Annotated in this window: 18 protein-coding genes; all 18 read left to right on the top strand. The window is 36.6% G+C overall.

Annotated features, from left to right (window positions below):
* Nucleotides 1–242: 242 nt before the first annotated feature.
* Complete coding sequence (gene gcvT, locus PI85_RS03980) at nt 243–1,346, top strand: glycine cleavage system aminomethyltransferase GcvT (protein ID WP_036127063.1); 1,104 nt, start codon at nt 243–245, stop codon at nt 1,344–1,346.
* A 25-nt stretch (nt 1,347–1,371) separates the two neighbouring features.
* Nucleotides 1,372–2,718, top strand: a complete 1,347-nt coding sequence (gene gcvPA, locus PI85_RS03975; protein WP_036127061.1) for an aminomethyl-transferring glycine dehydrogenase subunit GcvPA — start codon at nt 1,372–1,374, stop codon at nt 2,716–2,718.
* Nucleotides 2,711–4,174, top strand: coding sequence for an aminomethyl-transferring glycine dehydrogenase subunit GcvPB (gene gcvPB, locus PI85_RS03970; protein ID WP_036127060.1), 1,464 nt, complete (start codon nt 2,711–2,713; stop codon nt 4,172–4,174). The genes gcvPA and gcvPB overlap by 8 nt, the downstream gene beginning before the upstream one ends.
* 93 nt (nt 4,175–4,267) lie before the next feature.
* Nucleotides 4,268–5,191 (top strand): serine/threonine-protein kinase, encoded by a 924-nt coding sequence (locus PI85_RS03965; RefSeq protein WP_036127058.1) that lies wholly within the window; start codon nt 4,268–4,270, stop codon nt 5,189–5,191.
* Nucleotides 5,192–5,766: 575 nt separating this feature from the next.
* Nucleotides 5,767–7,935 (top strand): hypothetical protein, encoded by a 2,169-nt coding sequence (locus PI85_RS03960; protein ID WP_036127056.1) that lies wholly within the window; start codon nt 5,767–5,769, stop codon nt 7,933–7,935.
* Between the two features lie 227 nt (nt 7,936–8,162).
* Nucleotides 8,163–8,588, top strand: a complete 426-nt coding sequence (locus PI85_RS03955; RefSeq protein WP_008181062.1) for a hypothetical protein — start codon at nt 8,163–8,165, stop codon at nt 8,586–8,588.
* 91 nt (nt 8,589–8,679) lie between these two features.
* The gene (locus tag PI85_RS03950; protein ID WP_036127054.1) at nt 8,680–9,114 is read left to right on the top strand and encodes a DnaJ domain-containing protein; all 435 of its coding nucleotides are present in this window, start codon (nt 8,680–8,682) and stop codon (nt 9,112–9,114) included.
* Nucleotides 9,115–9,146: 32 nt separating this feature from the next.
* Entirely contained in the window at nt 9,147–9,722 is a 576-nt protein-coding gene (locus PI85_RS03945) for an FHA domain-containing protein (RefSeq protein WP_008181065.1), read from the top strand.
* A 35-nt stretch (nt 9,723–9,757) separates the two neighbouring features.
* The gene (locus PI85_RS03940) at nt 9,758–10,285 is read left to right on the top strand and encodes an FHA domain-containing protein (RefSeq protein ID WP_036127052.1); all 528 of its coding nucleotides are present in this window, start codon (nt 9,758–9,760) and stop codon (nt 10,283–10,285) included.
* A gap of 6 nt (nt 10,286–10,291) precedes the next feature.
* Nucleotides 10,292–11,131 (top strand): PP2C family serine/threonine-protein phosphatase, encoded by an 840-nt coding sequence (locus tag PI85_RS03935; RefSeq protein ID WP_036127051.1) that lies wholly within the window; start codon nt 10,292–10,294, stop codon nt 11,129–11,131.
* 26 nt (nt 11,132–11,157) lie between these two features.
* Nucleotides 11,158–12,768: a serine/threonine protein phosphatase gene (locus tag PI85_RS03930; RefSeq protein WP_235318449.1), complete on the top strand. Its 1,611-nt coding sequence runs from the start codon at nt 11,158–11,160 to the stop codon at nt 12,766–12,768.
* A gap of 37 nt (nt 12,769–12,805) precedes the next feature.
* Nucleotides 12,806–14,083 (top strand): normocyte-binding protein, encoded by a 1,278-nt coding sequence (locus tag PI85_RS03925; protein ID WP_235318448.1) that lies wholly within the window; start codon nt 12,806–12,808, stop codon nt 14,081–14,083.
* Nucleotides 14,074–14,769: a hypothetical protein gene (locus PI85_RS03920; RefSeq protein ID WP_036127049.1), complete on the top strand. Its 696-nt coding sequence runs from the start codon at nt 14,074–14,076 to the stop codon at nt 14,767–14,769. The genes PI85_RS03925 and PI85_RS03920 overlap by 10 nt, the downstream gene beginning before the upstream one ends.
* 82 nt (nt 14,770–14,851) lie before the next feature.
* On the top strand, nt 14,852–17,440 hold the full coding sequence (locus tag PI85_RS03915; protein ID WP_042737514.1) for a molecular chaperone: 2,589 nt from the start codon (nt 14,852–14,854) through the stop codon (nt 17,438–17,440).
* Nucleotides 17,441–17,478: 38 nt separating this feature from the next.
* Entirely contained in the window at nt 17,479–18,264 is a 786-nt protein-coding gene (locus tag PI85_RS03910; RefSeq protein WP_036127046.1) for a hypothetical protein, read from the top strand.
* 49 nt (nt 18,265–18,313) lie between these two features.
* Complete coding sequence (locus PI85_RS03905; RefSeq protein ID WP_235318447.1) at nt 18,314–18,991, top strand: hypothetical protein; 678 nt, start codon at nt 18,314–18,316, stop codon at nt 18,989–18,991.
* Nucleotides 18,988–20,412 carry a hypothetical protein gene (locus tag PI85_RS03900; protein ID WP_036127042.1) on the top strand — a complete coding sequence of 475 codons (1,425 nt, stop codon included), beginning with the start codon at nt 18,988–18,990 and terminating at the stop codon, nt 20,410–20,412. Before PI85_RS03905 ends, PI85_RS03900 begins: the two co-directional genes overlap by 4 nt.
* Nucleotides 20,413–20,443: 31 nt before the next feature.
* A complete protein-coding gene (locus tag PI85_RS03895) occupies nt 20,444–21,574 on the top strand; it encodes a pentapeptide repeat-containing protein (RefSeq protein WP_036127041.1) in 1,131 nt (376 codons plus the stop codon).
* Nucleotides 21,575–21,579 lie beyond the last annotated feature (5 nt).

Raw genomic sequence — 21,579 nt, 5'->3', positions numbered from 1 at the left:
TAACAATAGCAGCCACCAAAGGGGAAAGCCGACTAATTGGCAGTATCAACCATGCGAGTTAGTCTGGTGTAACTTTCAGGTGCAAGGACAGAGAATCCCGAAAAGGGGTTCGTCTGTCTTTTTTTATGTCTTTAGGTACGCCGTGAACCTTATTACTTTGCTAAGTCATGATTGTACCCATACAAAAAGCAGACGAACTACTACCAGTAAAAATGTAACTAACAATAAGGGGGCAAAAAAGAATGACGAATGAATTAAAACGTACACCTCTATTTGAAGAATATGCGAAATACGGTGCTAAGACGGTTGACTTCGGTGGATGGGAATTACCAGTTCAATTCTCCTCTATTAAAGATGAACATGATGCAGTACGTAATCGTGCGGGATTATTTGATGTATCCCATATGGGTGAAATTTTAGTAACCGGTCCCGATACATTAGATTTTTTACAAAATCTTTTATCCAATGATGTTTCAAAAATAGCTACTGGTCAGGCACAATACACAGCAATGTGTTATGAGGACGGCGGTGTTGTCGATGATTTACTAACGTATAAGCTAGCAGATCAACACTATTTATTATGCGTGAATGCAGCAAATATCGAAAAAGACTATGATTGGATGCTGGAAAATCAACATCAATATGATGTGACGATTGACAATCAATCGGAAGCCTATGCACAAATTGCCCTACAAGGACCTTTAGCAGAGGAAGTTCTTCAATCCCTAACTTCAACTGATGTAAGTGCCATTAAATTTTTCCGATTCCAAGAGAATGTAGAAGTTGCAGGACATAAAGTGTTAGTTTCTCGTAGTGGATACACAGGAGAAGATGGCTTCGAATTATATGGAGCACCAGAAGATATTAAAGCGCTATGGGGTAAAATTTTGGATGCTGGTCAAGACAAAGGTGTTGTTCCTGCAGGTCTAGGATGTCGAGATACACTACGTTTTGAAGCGGGTCTGCCACTTTACGGTCAAGAATTATCAGCAACCATTTCTCCTCTAGAAGCAGGTATTGGCTTTGCTGTGAAATTAAATAAAGAAGATTTTATTGGTCATGATGCATTAGTAGCTCAGAAGGAAAATGGTCTTCCACGCAAACTAGTCGGCATTGAAATGATCGATAAAGGGATTCCACGCCATGGCTATAAAGTATTTAAAGATGGTCAGGAAATTGGTGAAGTTACAACAGGAACACAGCTTCCTTCCTCAAAACGTAATGTTGGTCACGCGTTAATTGACAGTCAATTCACAACTATCGGAAATGAATTAGAAATTGAAATCCGTGGTAAGCAACTAAAAGTAATTACAGTTGAAACACCGTTTTACAAGCGTTCAAAATAATAGCTGAAAAGAGGGACCTACATTTATGAAACATCGTTATTTACCAATGACGGAGCAAGATCAAAAAGAAATGTTAGACGTAATCGGTGTATCCTCAGTTGATGAATTATTCGAGGATATTCCAGAGAAAGTACGTTTTAAAGGACTTTATGACATCAAGGCAGCAAAATCGGAATCTGCTTTATTAAAAGAGTTAACGGCACTTGCTGGTAAAAACAAAGACACAAATGCGAATGCATCGTTTTTAGGTGCAGGCGTTTATAACCACTACAAGCCCGTGATCGTGGATCATGTTATTTCTCGCTCAGAGTTTTATACAGCTTATACACCCTATCAACCTGAAATTTCACAAGGTGAGCTTCAAGCTATTTTTGAATTCCAAACAATGATTGCAGAGCTTACGGGTATGGATCTTGCTAACTCTTCTATGTATGACGGTGGTACAGCATTGGCTGAAGCAGGAATGTTGGCAGCTGGACATACACGTCGTAAGAAAATTTTAGTCTCTGAAACGGTACACCCAGAATATCGTGATGTTGTGGCTACATATGCCTATGGTCAATCTATAGAAATCGTTACAATTCCACATAAAGATGGTGTGACTGATATTGCAGCTTTAAAAGAGCTAATTGACGACAATACGGCAGCAGTTATTGCTCAATATCCAAACTTCTTTGGTCAAGTTGAGGATATTCAAGTAATTGGTGATATTGCGCATGAAGCAAAAAGCTTATTCGTAGTATCGTCTAACCCACTTGCCCTAGGTATTTTAACTCCTCCAGGTAAACTAGGAGCTGATATTTGTGTAGGTGATGCACAAGTTTTCGGTATCTCTGAAGCATTTGGTGGTCCACACTGTGGTTTCTTTGCAGTGACAACTAAATTAATGCGTAAGGTGCCAGGTCGTCTTGTTGGTGAAACAGTAGATGGTGAAGGACGTCGTGGTTATGTATTAACACTACAAGCACGTGAACAACATATCCGTCGCGATAAAGCCACTTCTAATATTTGTTCGAACCAAGCACTTCTTGCGCTTGCAGCTTCTGTAGCGATGACAGCTCTAGGGAAACAAGGTATTCGCGAAATGGCTACACAAAATATTGCGAAAACACGTTATGCAAAAAATGCCTTTGAAGCAGCAGGCTTTACAGTAGCATTCCAAGGTGCACATTTTAATGAAATCGTAGTGAAAACAAATAAATGTATGAAGGAAATCAATAAAGGCTTAATTGAAAAAGGTATTATTGGTGGATATCCTTTAGGTCAAAATTATGACTCTCTTAAAAATCATGTGCTAATTGCTGTGACTGAATTACGCACAAAAGAAGAAATTGATGCACTAGTTGCAGAAATGGGGGCTCTTCATGCATAACGAAAATCAAACACTCATTTTTGAAATTTCAAAAGAAGGTCGCGTTGGCTATAGTTTAGAAGCGCTTGATGTACCTGAAGTAGATCTAGCAGATATACTACCTGCTAATTTAGTACGTACAGAGGCAGCAGAATTACCTGAAGTATCTGAGCTTGATATCATGCGTCACTACACAGCACTTTCTCGTAGAAATCATGGTGTAGACTCTGGCTTCTACCCACTTGGCTCTTGTACGATGAAGTATAATCCAAAAATTAATGAAGCGGTAGCTCGTCTTTCTGGCTTTGCCAATGTGCACCCACTACAAGATGAGTCAACAGCACAAGGTGCTATGGAGCTTCTTTATGATCTTCAAACGTCATTAGTAGAAATTACTGGTATGGATGAAGTGACATTACAGCCAGCAGCAGGGGCACATGGAGAGTGGACAGCATTAATGATGATCCGCGCTTTCCATGAAGCAAATGGAGAAGGTCACCGTAACAAAGTTATCGTTCCTGACTCTGCTCACGGAACTAACCCAGCTTCAGCAACAGTAGCAGGCTTTGAAACAATTACAGTTAAATCAGATGAAACTGGTTTAGTTGATATTGAAGACCTTCGCAAAGTAGTAGGTCCTGACACGGCTGCCTTAATGTTAACAAACCCGAATACACTTGGTTTATTTGAGGAAAATATCATCGAAATGGCGGAGCTTATCCACTCTGTTGGCGGTAAAGTGTACTATGATGGTGCCAACTTAAATGCTGTTATGAGTAAAGCACGTCCTGGCGATATGGGCTTTGACTGTGTACATTTAAATCTGCATAAAACATTTACAGGTCCACACGGTGGTGGTGGTCCAGGTTCAGGTCCAGTAGGTGTAAAAGCTGATTTAATTCCATACCTACCAAAACCAGTACTTGTAAGAACAGAAGAAGGTGCATACCATTTCGATTACAACCGTCCACAATCTATCGGACGAGTAAAACCATACTATGGTAACTTTGGTATCAATGTCCGTGCCTATACGTACATCCGTACAATGGGTCCGGATGGCCTGAAAGCTGTAACAGAATATGCTGTATTAAATGCCAACTATATGATGCGTCGTTTAGAGCCATTCTACGATCTTCCATATAACCATCACTGTAAACATGAATTTGTTTTATCTGGTCATCGCCAAAAGAAATTAGGCGTTCGTACACTAGATATCGCAAAACGTCTGTTAGACTTTGGCTACCATCCACCAACAACATACTTCCCATTAAATGTGGAAGAGGCGTTAATGATTGAGCCAACAGAAACAGAATCTAAAGAAACATTAGACGCATTCTGCGATGTGATGATTCAAATTGCGAAGGAAGCGGAGGAAAATCCATCCATCGTTCAAGAAGCGCCACATACTACAGTTGTTTCTCGCCTAGACGAAACACGTGCGGCTCGTACACCTGTACTACGTTATCAAAAAGCTTAAAATTGACAAACCGCTCACTTTTTTAGTGGGCGGTTTTTATATGAGTTTTTTGTTATAATTTCCCTTAGATGGATTGTGGAAGGAGGGATTGACATGCAAACAACATCAGCGGAATTGAGTTTACCAACAAACAATCTATTAAATAATACATACAGCATCAAACGGCTTCTTGCTATGAGCAAATTATCATTTGTTTATATCGCTGAATACATAAGCACCGGAGAAGAAATTATCATAAAGGAGTTTTTCCCATTAGAGATAGCTTTACGAGATTTGGATAATAAGTCTGTCATCAATCGTTTACCTTCTACAAAGAGGAAATTTGAGGAATTAAAAGCAAGGTTTTTGAATGAGGCGTTAATGTTACAGTGTCTGAACCATCAACATATTGTTACATATCGACATCATTTTTTTGAAAATGGTTCCATATATATAGTCACAGATTATTATGAAGGGGTTTTATTAGAGCAATATATACAACGATTTTCATTGAGTGAGAGACATCTTCTCTATCAAGATATATTTTTACCCTTAATAGAAGCGATTACTTATTTACATGGAAAGGGAATCATACATCGGGATATAAAACCTAGTAATATTATGATTGATGCTAAGGGACAACCCTATTTATTAGATTTTGGATCTGCCGTTTATTATAAGACAGGGATGAAATATCCGATATTTACTAGTCCAGGCTATTCTCCCCTTGAACAGTATTCCATGCAAGGAGAGCAAGATATTTATACGGATATTTATAGCTTGATGGCAACCTTATACTATGCTTTAACGAATGAAATACCATTAGATATTTCACAGAGGGTAATTGAGGATAAAATTGAAAATGTTAGAAAATATAATGAAAAAGTGAGCATTTTTATGTCATCTACTATTATGTGGGGATTGCGGATAGAGACTAAAAAAAGATGTTCTTCCCTAAAATTTATTAAATACATGATTATTATTGAAATAAAGTTCAAATGTAAAAAGAACTATTTTAAGTTATTTGATTCTAAATGACCAAATTTACTATTCGTTTCATACTATTTATCCATTTTAACTATATATTGTAACTTTTAAAAAACAGCTTATGACCTAAGGTATTTAGGACAATAAGCTGTTTTTTTTATAAAAAAATATTATAAAAGCCATAAATTGTCTATAAAATATCATAATTATTACCATGTAATATTTTTACTAAACAACCCTATAAATGTTTTTGATGACAATATATTCTATAGAAAATATTGACATTGATTTTAGATATTGTATAGTTACCTTTGTGATACATTAATCATTCGTTAAGTTTGTATGAAAGATGCATAAAGTTGGACAGCGATTCTTATAAATTAATTTCAATTTCACTACATAGCTTTGTTTATTGTTGGTATATTTTTACTACTATGTTTTATTGTTCTATATTACTTTGTGAATGACTGTGAGAATAGATTCATAAAACAATAGCATTTGAAGTGGTTGTACAATATCCAACGCTGTAATCCTTTTGCTCTTATCTTTCATTTACTTACTAATGTTTATGACAACTCGAATTCGTTTTAAAGGAGGGATGGCTGTAGAATTATACAGCCAAATGAATGGAGATTATTAATCAAACAAACCGAACTATGCTCTTTGAAGAAATAAATCCTGAGAAATTGGATTTAATTACGCTCGTTGGAGATGTCAAAGGAATTGATAGTCTAAGTGATGAAAAAATTAAAGAAATTAATCAAAGTCTTCTTGTAAAAAGTTTCGATGAATTTTTAGATAAGTTTTCTCCCACGGTTTACTCATTTTACAATGCCGCAAATCAAAAAGTCATGTATACCTTAAAAAAGCCAGAAGGAATTCAAGATGATTGTATTTCTGAAATAGCAATTGACCAAAATAATGATTTTTTAAAAATGCTATTTACGCTCATTGATACAAAAAGAAGTCAAGGAATTGCCAATGTAGATTTTAAATTTGAAAATTTACTTGATATGATTTCTCCTAAAAAAGTCATGGATGACATTCGTCAAGTACGTAAAGAGATTCATTACCTGTATGGTGAATATGACAAGCTAGATGAAGGCGACCCTAAGAAATTAGATACAGGTGACAAGCTTAATCTTATGTTTGAAGTAGCTAGTAGAAACTATAACAATGTGATGGCGATGTTACCGTTAGCAATTGAGGATATTAAAACAAGATTATTATTGGGTGCTAGTCAAGATGAAGGAGAATCTGAAAAGTTACAAATAGGTACTCTTTCAATTGGTGACAATGGTGAATTAAAAATCATTGAGGCACCACAAACAAATAGTGCAGAATTAATGGTCATTGAGGAAAATAGTAATTATGGCTTAAGTACTGTATTTGAGGAAGATTACGAAGCGATAACTGAATCACCATCTTCTTATGTGAAAGATTTAGTCGTCAGAACATTCTCGCCGCTTCCAGCAATTAAAGCTGAATTTGATGTAGAAACAGAAGTTCAAAACTACAATACATATCTTGAATTCTATAAGGATGCAAAGGATGAATTTGTCAAAACGGTTAAACCTTTAGTTGAAAAATTATTAGGGATCAAAATGTATTTTGATCAATATGCAACTAAAAACAAAGGTATGCAACCTTCATTAATCGTCACTAACACGAAGTTAGATATGCTGGTAAAAAGTAATAACCTACCGAGATTACGTACTTACTTAAACACTGTGAACTCGAAAAACGACTTTACAGATACGGTATGGTATGGAATTGTACCAGCCCTTGAACTTGAAGCATCTGGAAAAATGAAAGTGAGTCGATCTAGATTCAAAGGAAACGATAAAGTGACCAAGCAAGAGGGTAATACGATGGAATCACTATCCATTCTCTTGGACACTATAAAAGATTACAAGGTGCAAATTTTCTTTAACTTTATGGCTGAAGAAGAAACAACCTTCAATGGGATTGCAACAGCTGGTATTGATCGTCTAATCGATAAATGCTCTGTACTAGTTAGAAAGGATTATAGCGAGTTTGCTATACCATGTTTACCAAACTTTACGATTATTCCTAAAGATAAATCAGGAGTCGTGATTGATACACGTATGCATACTACTGAAAATGGAGCACGTTTATCAAAAGAGAAAGAAGATATTTTAAAACTATGGATTGAAGGCGTTTATGTGGATGCTAGCTATGTTGCAGCAGGTATCGTATCGGCCTATCAATGTCCAGAGTATTTAAAAGAATCATTTAGAAATGTAAAACGAAATTATCCGGGAGTTCGATTCGATATTGAAGCCGGAGATAATTCACTACGAGCAGTAACAACTATGGCAAAAGAGATTTCTGGTTTTACGAATAATATTAAGGATGCTATCAATAGCAGAAGCTTTGGTTTTGTATTCTCTTCTGAAAATGCTCAACTACAGGATAAAGATATTAGACGTATAACTGTCTATAAAGCAAGAAGCCTAGCAATGGAAGAGGATGGGTTTGATTCAATCTACAAAACTCAAGTTAGTACGTATATTGAAAGAATCCTTCGTTTCCAATCAGGAGACTTTAAACATGAAAATATTGTTCGTTTCTTTAGTAATAATCCAAGCAGTCAAAAAAGTAAGTGGCTAAATGATAAAGGACATGTAAACTCTATTATCCATGATGGAGACGATATCGGTTACATCATTGATGAGAAAACAAGTCTATGTCAAATTGATCTTGTGTTTAATGGGAATGTCAAAAATCTTGAAGTCACTATTACTAAAGGGACAAGCGCTGTTAAAGCCTAACAATTTATTTATTTCAATCATTACAAATTTACGTAGGATGTTTAAGATTTATTAAATAATAAATCTTTTAACATAAATATGAATCGACTAACATCATCCAGATGAAAAATTACATATTTCACAATGCTTGTTTTAACACGTTGCTCTGTGAAATGAGATAGCTATGCTTAAACTTAATTCATCAAAGAAGATGGGAGTCATTCAACACAAATTAGGAGGAACTAAAAATGGGTTTTGTATTAAAAGTAGAAGGATCAGAAGCAATTGAATTAGGGTTAGAAAGCATTATGACTGTCGAGTATGAGACAGATACGCCAAACGATTCTAATGCCCGCTCTACAGATGTTGGAGCAACTTTAAAGGTAAAAGGTAAAATTCTAACTGCTACTGATGGTGATAATTCTGATGATACGATGAAATTAGGATTATGGTCATTAGTACCTGCTGAAAAGGCAGATTGTTACCGTAAAGTAACACTAGAGGTTATCTCAGCGGATCAAGTAGTAAGAAAAATTCACTTCCCAAATGCTTTTGTTGTGGATTATACAGAAAGATATGGTGATACAGAAGGTATTGGTGAATTCTACTTATTCATTAAACAAAAGAAAGACAAAACAGACTTGGCAAAAATCGAGGGTGGCTACGCTGTCTAAGGTTGTAGCTTGATAAAACTCTTCTAATTATCTAAGGAACTTATTTAGTTCCTTAGATAATTTTTAATAATCCTAAATTGGGGTTGAAAAGATGAAAACACATTATGAAATTTTAGGTGTTAGTAGAAATGCCACACAAGATCAAATAAAGCTCGCTTATCGGAAGCTATCCAAAAAGCACCATCCTGATGTAAGTGGGGGAAACAAAGAATCAGAAGAAATTTTCTTGAAAGCTACAGAAGCCTATAAAGTACTGAAAGATCCGGCATTGAGAGAGCCCTATGATGCTAGTCTCGATGATCCAGGTACAGGCTGGCAATCAAAGCAAACGGATGAAAGACATTCTAATGGACATCAATCTCCAGACAAAAAACCAGATTTTAATATAAATAATATTGAAAAAAACTTTGAACACTTTTTTGGCTTCAATCCGAAAACAAAAGAAATGTCCTCAACTCTACATAAAAATGCGAAGAAAAATCCCCTTGACACAACGGATTTATTTGAGCGCTTTTTTAATAAATAATCAAATGGTAAAAAGTGAGGAAGTGTGATTACATGTATGATCAATATCCAACTGAAGCTTACAGTGAAAATGCAAGAAAAAAAATGCTTATAAAAATTATCGATATCATTATTGTCACCATTGCCTTCTTTTTCATTTTATATGTTTTTGTTATGAATCAGGAGGTTCTTTTAAAATTTGTTATTGGCACAGTAATGGTCATTCTTGCTATTATTTATGGTTCTCTCAAATACGAGGCGAAAGCAATTACTCAAACTATGACAAATAAGGACATTTCTAAGCTTGTTCTCCTTAATGAAAGTGGGATGGAAGTGGATGAATGGGAGCTTGGTGATCAAATTTCATTACTTATAGGAAAAAGCTCAGCTGAATATAAGGCAGATATTGATTTAAGTGGAACAGAATATGAATCTCTTGTTAATTATGAACATGCGGTCCTCAACTGTGTAGCTGGTATTTGGTATGTAGAGGATATTGATTCTGTTAATGGTGTAGGTTTAAAAAAGGCGCATAAGCGTGTGAAAAATAGATTAAAACAAGAGATTCCATACCCACTAGGTAATGGAGATACGATATACATAGCAAATACGCGAATTTTGGTGAAATAGAGAAAAAATTCGCAACATAGATGGGGGATTTTGGAATGAGTTTAATTAGATGTACAAATGGTCATATGTTTAGTTCAAGGAGACATCGTAATATTTGCCCGTACTGTAATGTTATGGTGGAGCAGGAGCAAAGACAAAATAGTCCATCCACACCTGTCGCTGAAGCAGATGATAAAACATTACCTTATTTAGGAGAAATGGATGGGATTGATCCTGTTACAGGATGGTTGGTTTGTATTGAAGGACCACAAATGGGGAGAGATTATCGGATCTTATCGGAAAAGAATTTTATCGGTAGGGCAGAAGACATGCATATTCGAATTGCTGGAGACAATTCCATCTCTAAACGTAATCATGCAGTCATTGTATATGATCCTAAAAAACGGAATTTTTACTTGCTACCTGGAGATGCGTCAGGACTAGCCTATCTAAATAATGAAGCGGTTTATACACCAACTGAATTAGCAGCCTATGATGTTATTCAGTTAGGGAGAAGTATGTTTTTATTTATTCCACTTTGTGGCGTCCACTTTGAATGGGAAAACAATCAAAGTGAGGAATGATGACGAATGGACCATAAGCTAGTACCTTACATAATTGCATTAATTTTTATTGTTGTACTTATTTTTTTACTTATCATACGAGGTATCCTTGCTCAAAAAATGGAAAAAGGGAAAATTTACATCGGCAATGGTCAAACGATAGGAAGGCGGGATGAACAGGATGATTATTTCTCAACTGCTGAGACGGCACATGGCACAATGGCGGTGCTTGCAGATGGGATTAGTGGGTTAGCCAATGGTCGCATGGCCAGTACGATCGCAGTGACCACATTTATAGAAGAATTTAAAAAGCTTGGTAGCCTCAATCAGCTACAAGATTTTTTAAAGAAAGCAGCTATGTCTAGTAATCATATGATTGTAGAAAACTTGAATGGCTCCAATGGAGGAACAACATTAGTCACTGCCATTATTGATAACGATGGCTACCTACATTGGGGTGCGGTAGGTGATAGTGTTATCACGATTTTTAGAAACGGTGAATTTTTAGGGATTAACCAAAAACATATTTTTGAATCGGTATTAACTGAACGTTATATTGCGGGTGAAATTTCGCAACTTGAAGTGCAGGAAAATCCGTTGAAAAAGCGATTAATAAATTATTTGGGATATGCAGGCTTTAAAAATCTAGATACCGGAAATAATCCTATTCAACTACATAAAGGAGACAAGGTTTGCCTATTTAGTGATGGAATCTATGATGCTTTAACAGAGGTTGAAATGGAAAAAATCCTCTCTCAGCAAGCTCCACCCTATGATTTAGCACAAAACATTATAAAAGCCGTTGAACAAAAACGCCTAAAGAATCAAGACAATGCGACCATCTTGATTTTGGAAAAAATATGGTGACGGTGGAATAGAGAAGGAGGAGACTTATGAGAAAGGAAAATTGTGACTTTAAAACTAGTTTTCTATCTGAAGCCGGGTCCTTTCTGCAAAATAAAGACTACTTTGCGTATACAGAACTTGATGATGTTGCTTGTTGGGTAGCCATAAAGGGCTTAGATGCGGATCAGGAAATTAGCAGTGCCGAGCTTGCGGTAAAGGCTATTTTGGAACGTTTTATGGAAAAACCAACTATGTCGAGAAGAAGTATCAAAAAATATCTCAAGCATGCACAAAATATACTTCAAGCGCAAAGTTTACGTGTAAGGTTGAAGGCTAGTGTTGTCATAGTTGTTTCAGATTACTCAAAGATGATTGTGGCAGTAGCGGGAAATTCACGACTGTATCATTTCCGTAATGGCACATTAACCTACAAAAGCACAGACCAAAGTTTAGCACAGGAAATTGTCAACAATCGAAATCGATCCTTAGATATTAGCCAGCATGAAGAGAGAGGGAATTTGCTAAATTATCTTGGGAAGCCAAATGATTTTCAACCATTTGTGTCTAAGAAAATGAAGCTCATGGATGGGGATGCCTTATTACTTTGTACGGCAGGATTCTGGGAGGATGTTAGTGAGATTGAGATGGCCGATGCACTTGAAGGTGTAAAGGATTCAGAACAATATACCGATTTATTGGAAGAAATTTTGTTAAGTAGACAAAGAAAAGTGGTAGAAAACTATACGGTTGCTGCAGTATTTGTTAATAAAGTTTATCAGGAAACAAATAAAAACAAGAAAAAGTATATAAAAATGATTGCTGCTGCATTAGTAGTAGCGTTGGTTGTAGGTGGTAGCACCATTTTTTATCAAGCAAAACAAGCTAAAAAAATTGCTGAGCTATCAGTAGAAATGAAGGATCATGAAAAGAGCGGCAATCAATATTTTCAGGATGGAAATTATGATGAAGCGCTTCTTGCATATAGTGAGGGCCGAAATGCGGCAAAGAAATTGAAAGATCCTATACATAGAAATTTACTAGCTAGAAAATTAAGAGTGACACAACTGCTTATCAATGGGGATCAATCAGCGGAAACTGGAAAATTTGCTGAGGCGTTGGAACACTATGAAAAAGCAAAAAAAGAAGGAAAGCTCATTAATGGATTCGGCAAGGGAGAGGTAGTGCAAAGAATTGAAAATATGGATTCCATCGTTGAGATTGTTGACGCCATCAAGGATGCTGATTTTCGCTTTGAGGCTGAGGATTATAATGGTGCTTTAGCCATCTACCAAAAGGCTAGAAAAAAAGCACTGGCTATTTCTTTTACTGGCGAGCCACAGATTAAAACAAAAATAGAGGACACAGAGGAGAAAATAAAAGAATTAGAAAAGACCCAAAAAGAATTAAAGGCAGAAGGATTAGAAAAGAATGGCGATCAGAGCTATGCTCGTCAGGAATACGCAAAAGCAATAGAATCCTATACGCTTGCTCAAGAAATTTATCAGGAAACAGAATTATTGGCAAAGGTTTTAGGGCTAGAGAGAAAAATTATGAATGTAAATGATAAATTGAATCCTATTCCACAAGGACAAGCACCGGAAAATGCTATCCCGAACGAGGCAGACTTACCAATTGATGAAGCACCAGATGCAAGTTAGCATTCAAATTTTAGGCTTATGAAAGAAGGAAAGTAAATTGTTAAAAGAGCTTATGTTCGAACGTTTACGAAAAATAGAAGATTTAGAGCAACGTCAATTACTAAAGGATATTGTAAGTGGTGTCTTTGTAAATCTTATCGACTATCAAGAGGATATGAACCGCAAGCTTGAGGAGCGTATTTTCAATGAGATGGATGATATAGAGAATAAATACGATATCTATGCAACATTGCTTCCTAGGGAGGATGTCGATCCCATCCATGATTGTTTATTTCCAATATGTCCAACAGATGTAGAGGAGAAAAAAATATACACGGATAAGCTTCTTGGGTCCATTAAAAAGCATGAACCGGCGATGCTCATGACTATATTTTTAGCGTGTAATTCGGATGTGATTCAACATTTACTTGCACAGCCAAGAATATTTAGAGGTAGTTTAAAGACGTCTGAGGGTCAGGTTGAGATTCAAGTTGGCTTGATAAAGAATAATCGTTATGTAAAGGAAATCGAAAAGCTGTACTCTATTTTTCAAATAAATGGCCTTCCTTGGAAAACGATTAATCATCCATTTGTTCATAAATTTCTGGATGTCATCGTTGTAGACTGTCCGCCGTTACATGAAGATGTGGAAATAGAAGAAGTGACGATTGATTTAGAGGAATATGAGCAATACAAACGATTGAACATGGTGCCCCTTTGGAATATTCAACCCCATGTGGTGAAGAATAGTGGTTTTCCATTCCCGGCTATAGATAGAGTCAATTTTGAGCATGTCTTATCATTACGAAAAACGGGTAACCAACATGGCTATGTCATTGATACGGAAGAGGAAAATGTTAGGTATGTAAAACGTTCAGACCATGAACTGACAATTGTATCGCCACTAGAGCAATCGGGGGAATGGCGATTATTAAAAATAGCTAAAGTAGAGCAGGAACAAATTGGCAAATTAAATTTTGCGCTAGTTTCAAATAGACGTAATGACTATTTTATGCACAAGCTTTCTTATAAAAATAATCAAAACGTTTCTACAAAAGGTGAAATTATTCGACTGATAAATTCCTTTGAGGCAGCAAATATGCTTGAACTAGTAAAAATTGATGTTTTCGAGGAATACGAACCAGTAGGTAGTCATAACCTTGTTCAACCATTTTTAATGGATAGACAAGAAGGCAACAGTTATAAAAAAACAATGCTATTGCAATTCATAGCAAAGCAAGATAGAGACTTTATTGCGAATGATGTATTAAGCTTCCTTATTGCTGAAATACAAAGACATTTTATGGAATATAAATGTGTGGGTAAATGGCTATGAATTACATTTGGGATTTACTAATTAAAACAGAAGATGAAGGCTTTCAAACAAAGGATATTTACTTTCACCTAGCTAAAATCTATTCACCGTATATGGAGCTTAGTCCACAGCTATTAAATTCACAGGTAGTAGAGCAGCATGTTGAAGTAAATCCTTATTATCGTTATTTTCAGATCTTTAAAGACCTGTTTCATCCTGATCATACATCAGATCAAGAGTTTAGAGACTGCCTATTAGATATAACCTTACACTTTTTAGCTGAGATTGATCGCATGCAAGGTATGAATAAAAAAGAATTTTATATTCGTTTTATCCTGAGGGATATTCAGGCAAATGTATTTGGAAAACGGGTTCGCGATCATATTAAGCTTTTTTCTAAAAAGGAACAAGAAATTGTGGCATTAAACATGCTTAGACTCTATCAAACAGGCGAGGAAATATACCTGATCAAAGACACGCTGATAAATATTTTTAATAATTGTTTCATTTATGTTAAGTCCGAGGAAAAAGATGAGTTACTTCTTTACATTCAGCAAAAAAAGACAGAAAAAAATAGTAAAAAGGTTGAGCTCATTCAAGAGATTTTTCTGCCAGTTGGCTACCATATAGAAGTTTATTGGCAATACCATTTTGGCATTATGGGGATAGAACAGACTATGATGCTAGATCGAATAGCTCTTTATTAAAGAGAGCAAGGGAGGGCTATAGGTGACGACCAAATACTCGTATAAATTGAATTTGAATAAGCGTTATTCAGAAAAAAAATATATGACCTATACACGTGTAGAGCTAATGGAAATGACAACCTTTCAGCTTAGAAATATTTGTTATAAGGAAAAGCTCATTACAGGTTTAATTAATACGCTGACAAGGGACGAATTAATTGAAAAGATTGTAAGATATCGTGGGGCTGAGGAACATCTTCTCATAAAAGAGAACCAAGATGGGGGCTTTGAAAGAGTAGAAGAGGCTTTGCAAAAATATTTAAAGACGCCGCTTTCTGATAATGGGGATATTAAAATCCCCGCCAAAATGAATGTCTATAAAGGTATGAAAATAGATAAACCCGATCAATATGTAGTTGAAACAGGTGGGTTTCTAGTGGAATCCAATGTATTACTTGTGAATGAGCAGCTAGAGTTATGTGGAATTTTAAATATTGTAAAGGATGATGAAAGACCACAAAGTTATTATTTAACTGCGGATCAAGCACTTGGCATACGTGAGACAAAAAATAAAAACTATAGCTTTATCTTTTTACGGAAGCAAGATTCCGAGTATATGTATAAAACGTACTATCAGGAAATCCCGCTACCACCAACAAATTTACATTACTACAAAGTACCGATACCAGATTTAGAGATGAAGCAATTAGAAACTACAAATGCTATCCTTGCGATTGATTTTGGTACAACAAATACAACAGCCGGTGTTTTTTTGGATAGTGATTATGTCGCATCTCCTTGTAGCCATGACCTTTTAAACAAGAGGATTGAACTGAATAGCATTAATTTTGTACAATTCCCAGACGCACTTCATCAAAACGAATGGATTGAAGTAGTGCCCACAGTGCTTTCAGTAGCAGATTGCTCGAACACAGAGCATGTAAGCTACCATTTTGGCTATGAAGCGCTTAAAGTGATGAAAAAAAATAGTTATACCTCCTTGGCTACTAAATTTCAGGGAATCAAGCGTTGGGTTAGTAATTATGCAAAATTAGAAGAAGTGATGGATGCAAATGGCAATACAGCACTTGTCCCGCGTAGTCAAATCATAAGAGAATTTTTACTTTATATCATACGTATGGCTGAGCACCAATTTAAGTGTCGATTTAAACATTTGCATATTTCAAGTCCTGTCAAGCTGAAAACTCAATTTTTAGATATGTTTCAGGCCATATTACCTGAATATCAAATTGAAACAGAGCATGCTCTTGATGAAGGAATGTCCGTTTTATATAACACGATCGCCAATCAAATAGAGAATCAAAGCTTTATGGATAGTAAGGAATACAAAGCACTTGTTATTGATTGTGGTGGGGGAACGACAGACCTCTCTTCCTGTAAGTTTCGCATAGAGGACGGCCACATTTCCTACAAAATTGATATTCATACAACCTATGAAAATGGTGATACCAATTTTGGAGGTAATAATATTACATATCGCATCTTCCAATTTATGAAAATTGTTTTTGCGAACTATTATAGCCGAGGGAAAAATGCGTATGACATTGATGCGTTAATTGATATCCCCGGAAAAGATATTTACCGATATGTAGATGATTATGGCGTAGAGGCCGTCTACCAGCAATTCGAAAAAGCATTTGAGGATGCTGAATCTATCATTCCTACACGCTTTAAGGAATATGAAAATCGGACACGTGATGAGTATCTAAGAGTTCGCAATAATCATTATTTTTTATGGGAAATGGCAGAGGAAATGAAGAAGGAATTTTTCCGCAAAACGGGTATTTTGAGAAGCCGCTTTTATTCCGAAAGCGATACACAGCAGGATAGTGATTTGAATATCACAACAGTAGATCGCTGGTGCTTATCACTATTAGAGCATCATCAATTTAAAGATGTTTACGATTATCCAAATGTTTTTTTCAATATTAAAGAAATCAATCATCTTATAAAAGCAGATATTTATGATATTGTACGCGAATTTTTAGAGGAGTTTTATGAAAGTGGCATGCTTGGTGAATATTCCATTATTAAGCTGACTGGACAATCCTGTAAAATTGATGCCTTCCGAGAGGCTTTAAAAGAATTTGTGCCAGGCCGTAGCATTGAGTTTAGGCAAAAGGCTGAAAATGTAGGAAAAGTGCCAGAATTAAAGCTTGCCTGCTTAAGAGGAGCATTGCGTTACTTAAATGCGAAAAAAATTGGCATGATTGAAACGACCGTTACGAATAATGCTCCTATAGTACCTTATTCTGTTAGTGCATTTACACATAACAGGCAAGAAAAACTTCTTATCAGTAGCTTAGAACGATTGAATCAAATTCATGGAACTATTTCACGCCCATGGGGAGTCACAGAGGTCGAATTTTTCCTAACTGGAAGTGATCATCAGACAACCCAAAAGTACACCTATTTCAATAGGCAGGAAAATTTTGTTCCAGTGCTTTATGAGAGTATTGTGTCGTTCTATTCCAATAAAATTCCACAGGACGAGACTGATTCAATAGCCAATGGTGAAGTGAAATTTTTCGTCTTCGCAGGAGAGGATCATTGGGGCTTCCATGTAGTACCAGTGGCTAGGAAAGAGGAGCAGCTGTTTATTGGCAGCAAGGAATTCTTTGCCTTTGAAACAGATCTATCAGAGTTAGATTTCTTTGATGGATTAAAGTAAGTAGGCATCTGCTAAAAAATAAAAGAGGAGAATAACAGATGTTTACGAATCAATATCCACATTTTCAAAAAGGAAGAATTTTAAAGCTGGAAATGCTAGAGAATCTGCGGGATTTCCCGAGGGAATTTTTAGATCTCTATTTCGAGGAATACTCAAACGGCATTATAGCGGGTTGTCATATTCATGTAACAGATACAAGCATTATTCTGACCAAGGGCATCATGAAACATAATAAAAGACTCTATATGCTACATAGGAGCTATGAGCTTCCCTATGAAGCAACGGGCAATGAAATGATAGTAAAAGTACGTTTTGCTGAAGAGGTAAATCATTTAGATTTCACCCAATTTACAACGACCATTGTTCTTGATAACTCCATGTATCTTGCCGCAAATGAAATGGAAATAGTACGTTTTAAATTAAAAGTAGGCGCAAAACTGCGATCAGAGCCCATTGATTTCTCGGATTATACCACTGAATACAATACCGTTAATTATCTCCACTGTGAATATGCAGGTGTACAAAAAAGTACCTATCATCCTAAGGTTTTACAGTGTTTTGCGAAGGAATTATTAAAAAGTCGTCCAACCAATACTTATGACATAATATTTGCCTTAGCGTGTTTAGATGAAGAACGAGTACAGCGAGATGTCATTGAAATGTACATAAGTAATCGGTTAGAGCTAGAGTTTCAACCATTTTCCAATAGTCAAATTCACAAATATTTAAACCGTATATTAGGTGAAGCCAAAAATGGTGGTCGTGGAACTGGGGCTAGTCCAATGCCTAGTCCAGGTCGACCAAAGCGAATGATCGTTGATTAGTTGAAAAGTAGTTGATGAAAATACGTTGAAGAAGCGGAAGGTGAGTGGGATGAAATTTTTAGATGAAAAGATTATTGCATTAAGAAATGAAATGAGAGATCAGGAACGACATGAGTTAGCCCAGCAACAAGCGGCATTACAAGTGGAACAGGAGCCTGAACAAGACGAACAGGAAGATCTACAAGAAGTCGATATTTACCAACATGTTATCACCATTGATGATGAAGAAGTACAGGTGATAGAGCAATCATTATTGGATGGCAAAATGAAAATACGAATGCCAAAACTTTTTTCTATTATGTCTGCTGAACTAGCGTCCTTAAAGTACCCATCTGAGCGTAGACCAAACCTAATTTTTACAGATACATCCTCATCAATCAATCTTGCCTTCAATTTGACACCACATCGATTAAACGAGGAGGGAGTCGCTGGATTTCAAGAAAATATGATGGACATCCTTGAACAAGCTCAGCCGTCAGCAGATTGGCTAGATACAGAGGTTCTGACGATCGACGCAAAAACAGTAGCCTTTTTAGAGGTCATTACACCTGCCATTGATGGAGAAATTTTTAATTTAATGTTCTTTGCCTCTGTCGAAGGGCGAGCACTTATTGGCACCTTCAATTGTATGGAGGATGATCTTGACACTTGGCGCCCTATCGCAAGAGCCATGATGGAATCCTTACAATTCACTTCAAGTGAAGAAAAAGGAGGGACATTGCTATGAGTGGTGCAGTGACGGCTTATCATCATATAAAAATATCGCCATTTGAGCTTGTCAGCATTCAAGAGCTCAGCCTTACAAAAAAAATGAACGAACATGCTATGTTACGTTTTACTGGGATTGTGCCTGAAGAGGCGAGAGATACATATGTCGAAATGACCGAGGCACGATCTGCCATTGAAGTAAACCAGCTTAACCACCTCGGTGTCCCTTCTCCATTATTTAAAGGTGTTATTTTAAATGTGAAGGTTACCTCGGTGCGTGGCATCTATTATATCGAAGTCGAAGCGGCTTCTAGTACCCATCAGCTAGATATTAAAAAGAAAAATCGCTCCTATCAGGATAAGGAAATGACCTATAAGGCATTATTCAAACTGTTAAATCCTTTTTACCCGGGTCTAGACATTATTGATGAAGCTACAAAGGGTGCTAAATTAGAAAAGTTTACCCTTCAATATTACGAGACTGATTGGGAATTTTTAAAAAGACTGGCCTCTCGTTTTAATACAGGGCTCGTTCCTGCCGCTACCTTTGACAAGCCAAAGTTCCATTTTGGTGTTCCAGCTGGAAGTGCTAAAGGAAAGCTAGAAGATTATCATTACACGACCAGAAAAAAATTAGCAGACTATCTTGTATATACAGAGAATGGTAATGAAGGTATGGGAGAGCATGATTTCCTTTACTATGAGGTGGAAAGTGACAAGGTCCTTCAGATAGGAGATTACGTTACATTTAATAAACAAACTCTATATATATATGAAGCAAATACGACCATGAAGGATGGCTTGCTGAAGCATTACTATACACTGTCAACGAAAAATGGCATGAAAAAAAGTGAGCTATTTAACACTACTATTTCCGGCTTGTCCTTAGAAGGAAAAGTGTTAGAAGTCGCCAAGGATCATATTAAGGTACATTTAGCCATTGATGACAAGCAGGATAAGGGCAAGGCACATTGGTTCCTTTACTCAACAGGTTATACAGCTGAGGGACATAGTGGCTGGTATTGTATGCCGGAAATCAATGATTTTGTCCACATCTATTTTCCTTCTCACCGTGAGGAAGAGGCGATTGCTAGTACCTCCGTACGAAAAAACTTGGATACAACGGCCACTAATAAGCTAGACGATCCTTCGACGAAATATTACCGGACAGCCTTTGGTAAAGAGATTAAATTAAGTCCAACAGAAATTCTCATTACCGCACAGGATGGCGACATTTTTATTCGTTTAAATGAAGCAAGCGGTATTGAAATTTATAGCAAAAAAGAGATTAAGCTTATATCCGAAGCAGATATTACAGTGAATGCTAGCAAAAAAATTCTTTTGTCTGCAGAAGAGGAAATTTCATTACAATGCAAAGAAAGTAAAATTACTATGAATGGCAGTGTGCAAATTTTTGGAAAAGAAGTAAAAGCCAATTAAAGATGAACAAAAGAGAAAGAAGGAGTCACAAATGCAGGCACAGGAAATTTTACAGCATTTTTATGACACAGAAGTAGAAAAAAGAAGGTTGAACTATCTTTTGCTGCTCGAGGATTTTTTCCAAGCCTCCAAAGATCAACTAGCCGAGGATTTTAGGTCGTCCTTTCAAAAGGTATGTCAGCAACTAGCCCAGCAGCAATCGCTTCACCAGAAAGGACCAATTGCCCATATTACATTTTCGATGCTACGCACAGAGCTATTGGAGAGAAATCCGCACTATTTAGTAGAGGCTACGGATGACGAATGGTTCTTTGACCTACAACCTCTTTTAACTACCTATGATGCTAGCTGGGTGCATCATTATTTAGAGCAATACATCCAAGAGCTAAGTTTGTATAGTAAAACATTTATGGGAGCAATTACGCAAGCAGATATTGATCGCATTAGACTTCAGGACGCCGGTCATTTTCATCAATATTTAATAAGTCTTGCTAGATATGCGCTTCCCGACATCATCAGATGCCCAGAGTATTTAGCACTGGAGCGGGATGTAGCTGTCGAAATCCGTATTGGTGAGTTTATGGATATGAACGAAGTAGTTTATAGCGAGGACTTTTCATCGAAGGATAGTGATGAAATAAAAGCTTGGCTAGAAGAAAAGCTAGAGGATGAATATCCATATGAGGTATTTAATCAATTACGCTTAGCTGACGGAACGTATGAGGGCTTGGATATGCGCTATGCCTTTTTTCAGAAAACCAATTTAACCAACTGTCAAATGCGTGAATGTCTGTTGATAGGCGCCAATTTTCGGGAAAGTCAGCTAATGGACACAGATTTGAGTTTCAGCGCAATCCATGAGGCGGATTTTAGCAATAGTCAGTTACAGGGAGCCAATCTTCAACAGGTACAGGGAGCGAGTGGCTTGCTAGATCGCCAAAAATGGGCATCACCAGGCTATTTACCGCTTCGTTTTACAAATGCGAATTTAGAAGGCGCTAATTTTGAGCTAGCAAATTTACGAGGGGCCAGCTTTATTGGAGCAAATGTAAGGAATACGAATTTTGCAGGGGCCAATTTAGAAAAGGCCATGTTTTCTAAGGAGGCTCAGCAATATTTAAAGCTAGATCCATTCCAGTCAGCAAGTGTCATTTGGAAGTAGACATG

The organism is Lysinibacillus sp. A1, assembly GCF_000801965.1.
In the GTDB taxonomy this organism is placed as follows: Bacteria; Bacillota; Bacilli; order Bacillales_A; family Planococcaceae; genus Lysinibacillus; species Lysinibacillus fusiformis.
The sequence above is the reverse complement of the archived record's forward strand: the minus strand, read 5'-3'. Positions and strand labels throughout refer to the sequence as shown.

What these genes read in the sequence shown, in the direction of transcription:
- PI85_RS03935 (WP_036127051.1), top strand. Translation starts at nt 10,292, where the DNA reads ATGGACCATAAGCTAGTACCTTACATAATTGCATTAATTTTTATTGTT.
- gcvT (WP_036127063.1), top strand. Translation starts at nt 243, where the DNA reads ATGACGAATGAATTAAAACGTACACCTCTATTTGAAGAATATGCGAAA.
- PI85_RS03905 (WP_235318447.1), top strand. Translation starts at nt 18,314, where the DNA reads ATGAAATTTTTAGATGAAAAGATTATTGCATTAAGAAATGAAATGAGA.
- PI85_RS03950 (WP_036127054.1), top strand. Translation starts at nt 8,680, where the DNA reads ATGAAAACACATTATGAAATTTTAGGTGTTAGTAGAAATGCCACACAA.
- PI85_RS03945 (WP_008181065.1), top strand. Translation starts at nt 9,147, where the DNA reads ATGTATGATCAATATCCAACTGAAGCTTACAGTGAAAATGCAAGAAAA.
- PI85_RS03900 (WP_036127042.1), top strand. Translation starts at nt 18,988, where the DNA reads ATGAGTGGTGCAGTGACGGCTTATCATCATATAAAAATATCGCCATTT.
- PI85_RS03965 (WP_036127058.1), top strand. Translation starts at nt 4,268, where the DNA reads ATGCAAACAACATCAGCGGAATTGAGTTTACCAACAAACAATCTATTA.
- PI85_RS03955 (WP_008181062.1), top strand. Translation starts at nt 8,163, where the DNA reads ATGGGTTTTGTATTAAAAGTAGAAGGATCAGAAGCAATTGAATTAGGG.
- PI85_RS03930 (WP_235318449.1), top strand. Translation starts at nt 11,158, where the DNA reads ATGAGAAAGGAAAATTGTGACTTTAAAACTAGTTTTCTATCTGAAGCC.
- gcvPA (WP_036127061.1), top strand. Translation starts at nt 1,372, where the DNA reads ATGAAACATCGTTATTTACCAATGACGGAGCAAGATCAAAAAGAAATG.
- PI85_RS03940 (WP_036127052.1), top strand. Translation starts at nt 9,758, where the DNA reads ATGAGTTTAATTAGATGTACAAATGGTCATATGTTTAGTTCAAGGAGA.
- PI85_RS03895 (WP_036127041.1), top strand. Translation starts at nt 20,444, where the DNA reads ATGCAGGCACAGGAAATTTTACAGCATTTTTATGACACAGAAGTAGAA.
- gcvPB (WP_036127060.1), top strand. Translation starts at nt 2,711, where the DNA reads ATGCATAACGAAAATCAAACACTCATTTTTGAAATTTCAAAAGAAGGT.
- PI85_RS03915 (WP_042737514.1), top strand. Translation starts at nt 14,852, where the DNA reads ATGACCTATACACGTGTAGAGCTAATGGAAATGACAACCTTTCAGCTT.
- PI85_RS03960 (WP_036127056.1), top strand. Translation starts at nt 5,767, where the DNA reads ATGGAGATTATTAATCAAACAAACCGAACTATGCTCTTTGAAGAAATA.
- PI85_RS03920 (WP_036127049.1), top strand. Translation starts at nt 14,074, where the DNA reads ATGGCTATGAATTACATTTGGGATTTACTAATTAAAACAGAAGATGAA.
- PI85_RS03910 (WP_036127046.1), top strand. Translation starts at nt 17,479, where the DNA reads ATGTTTACGAATCAATATCCACATTTTCAAAAAGGAAGAATTTTAAAG.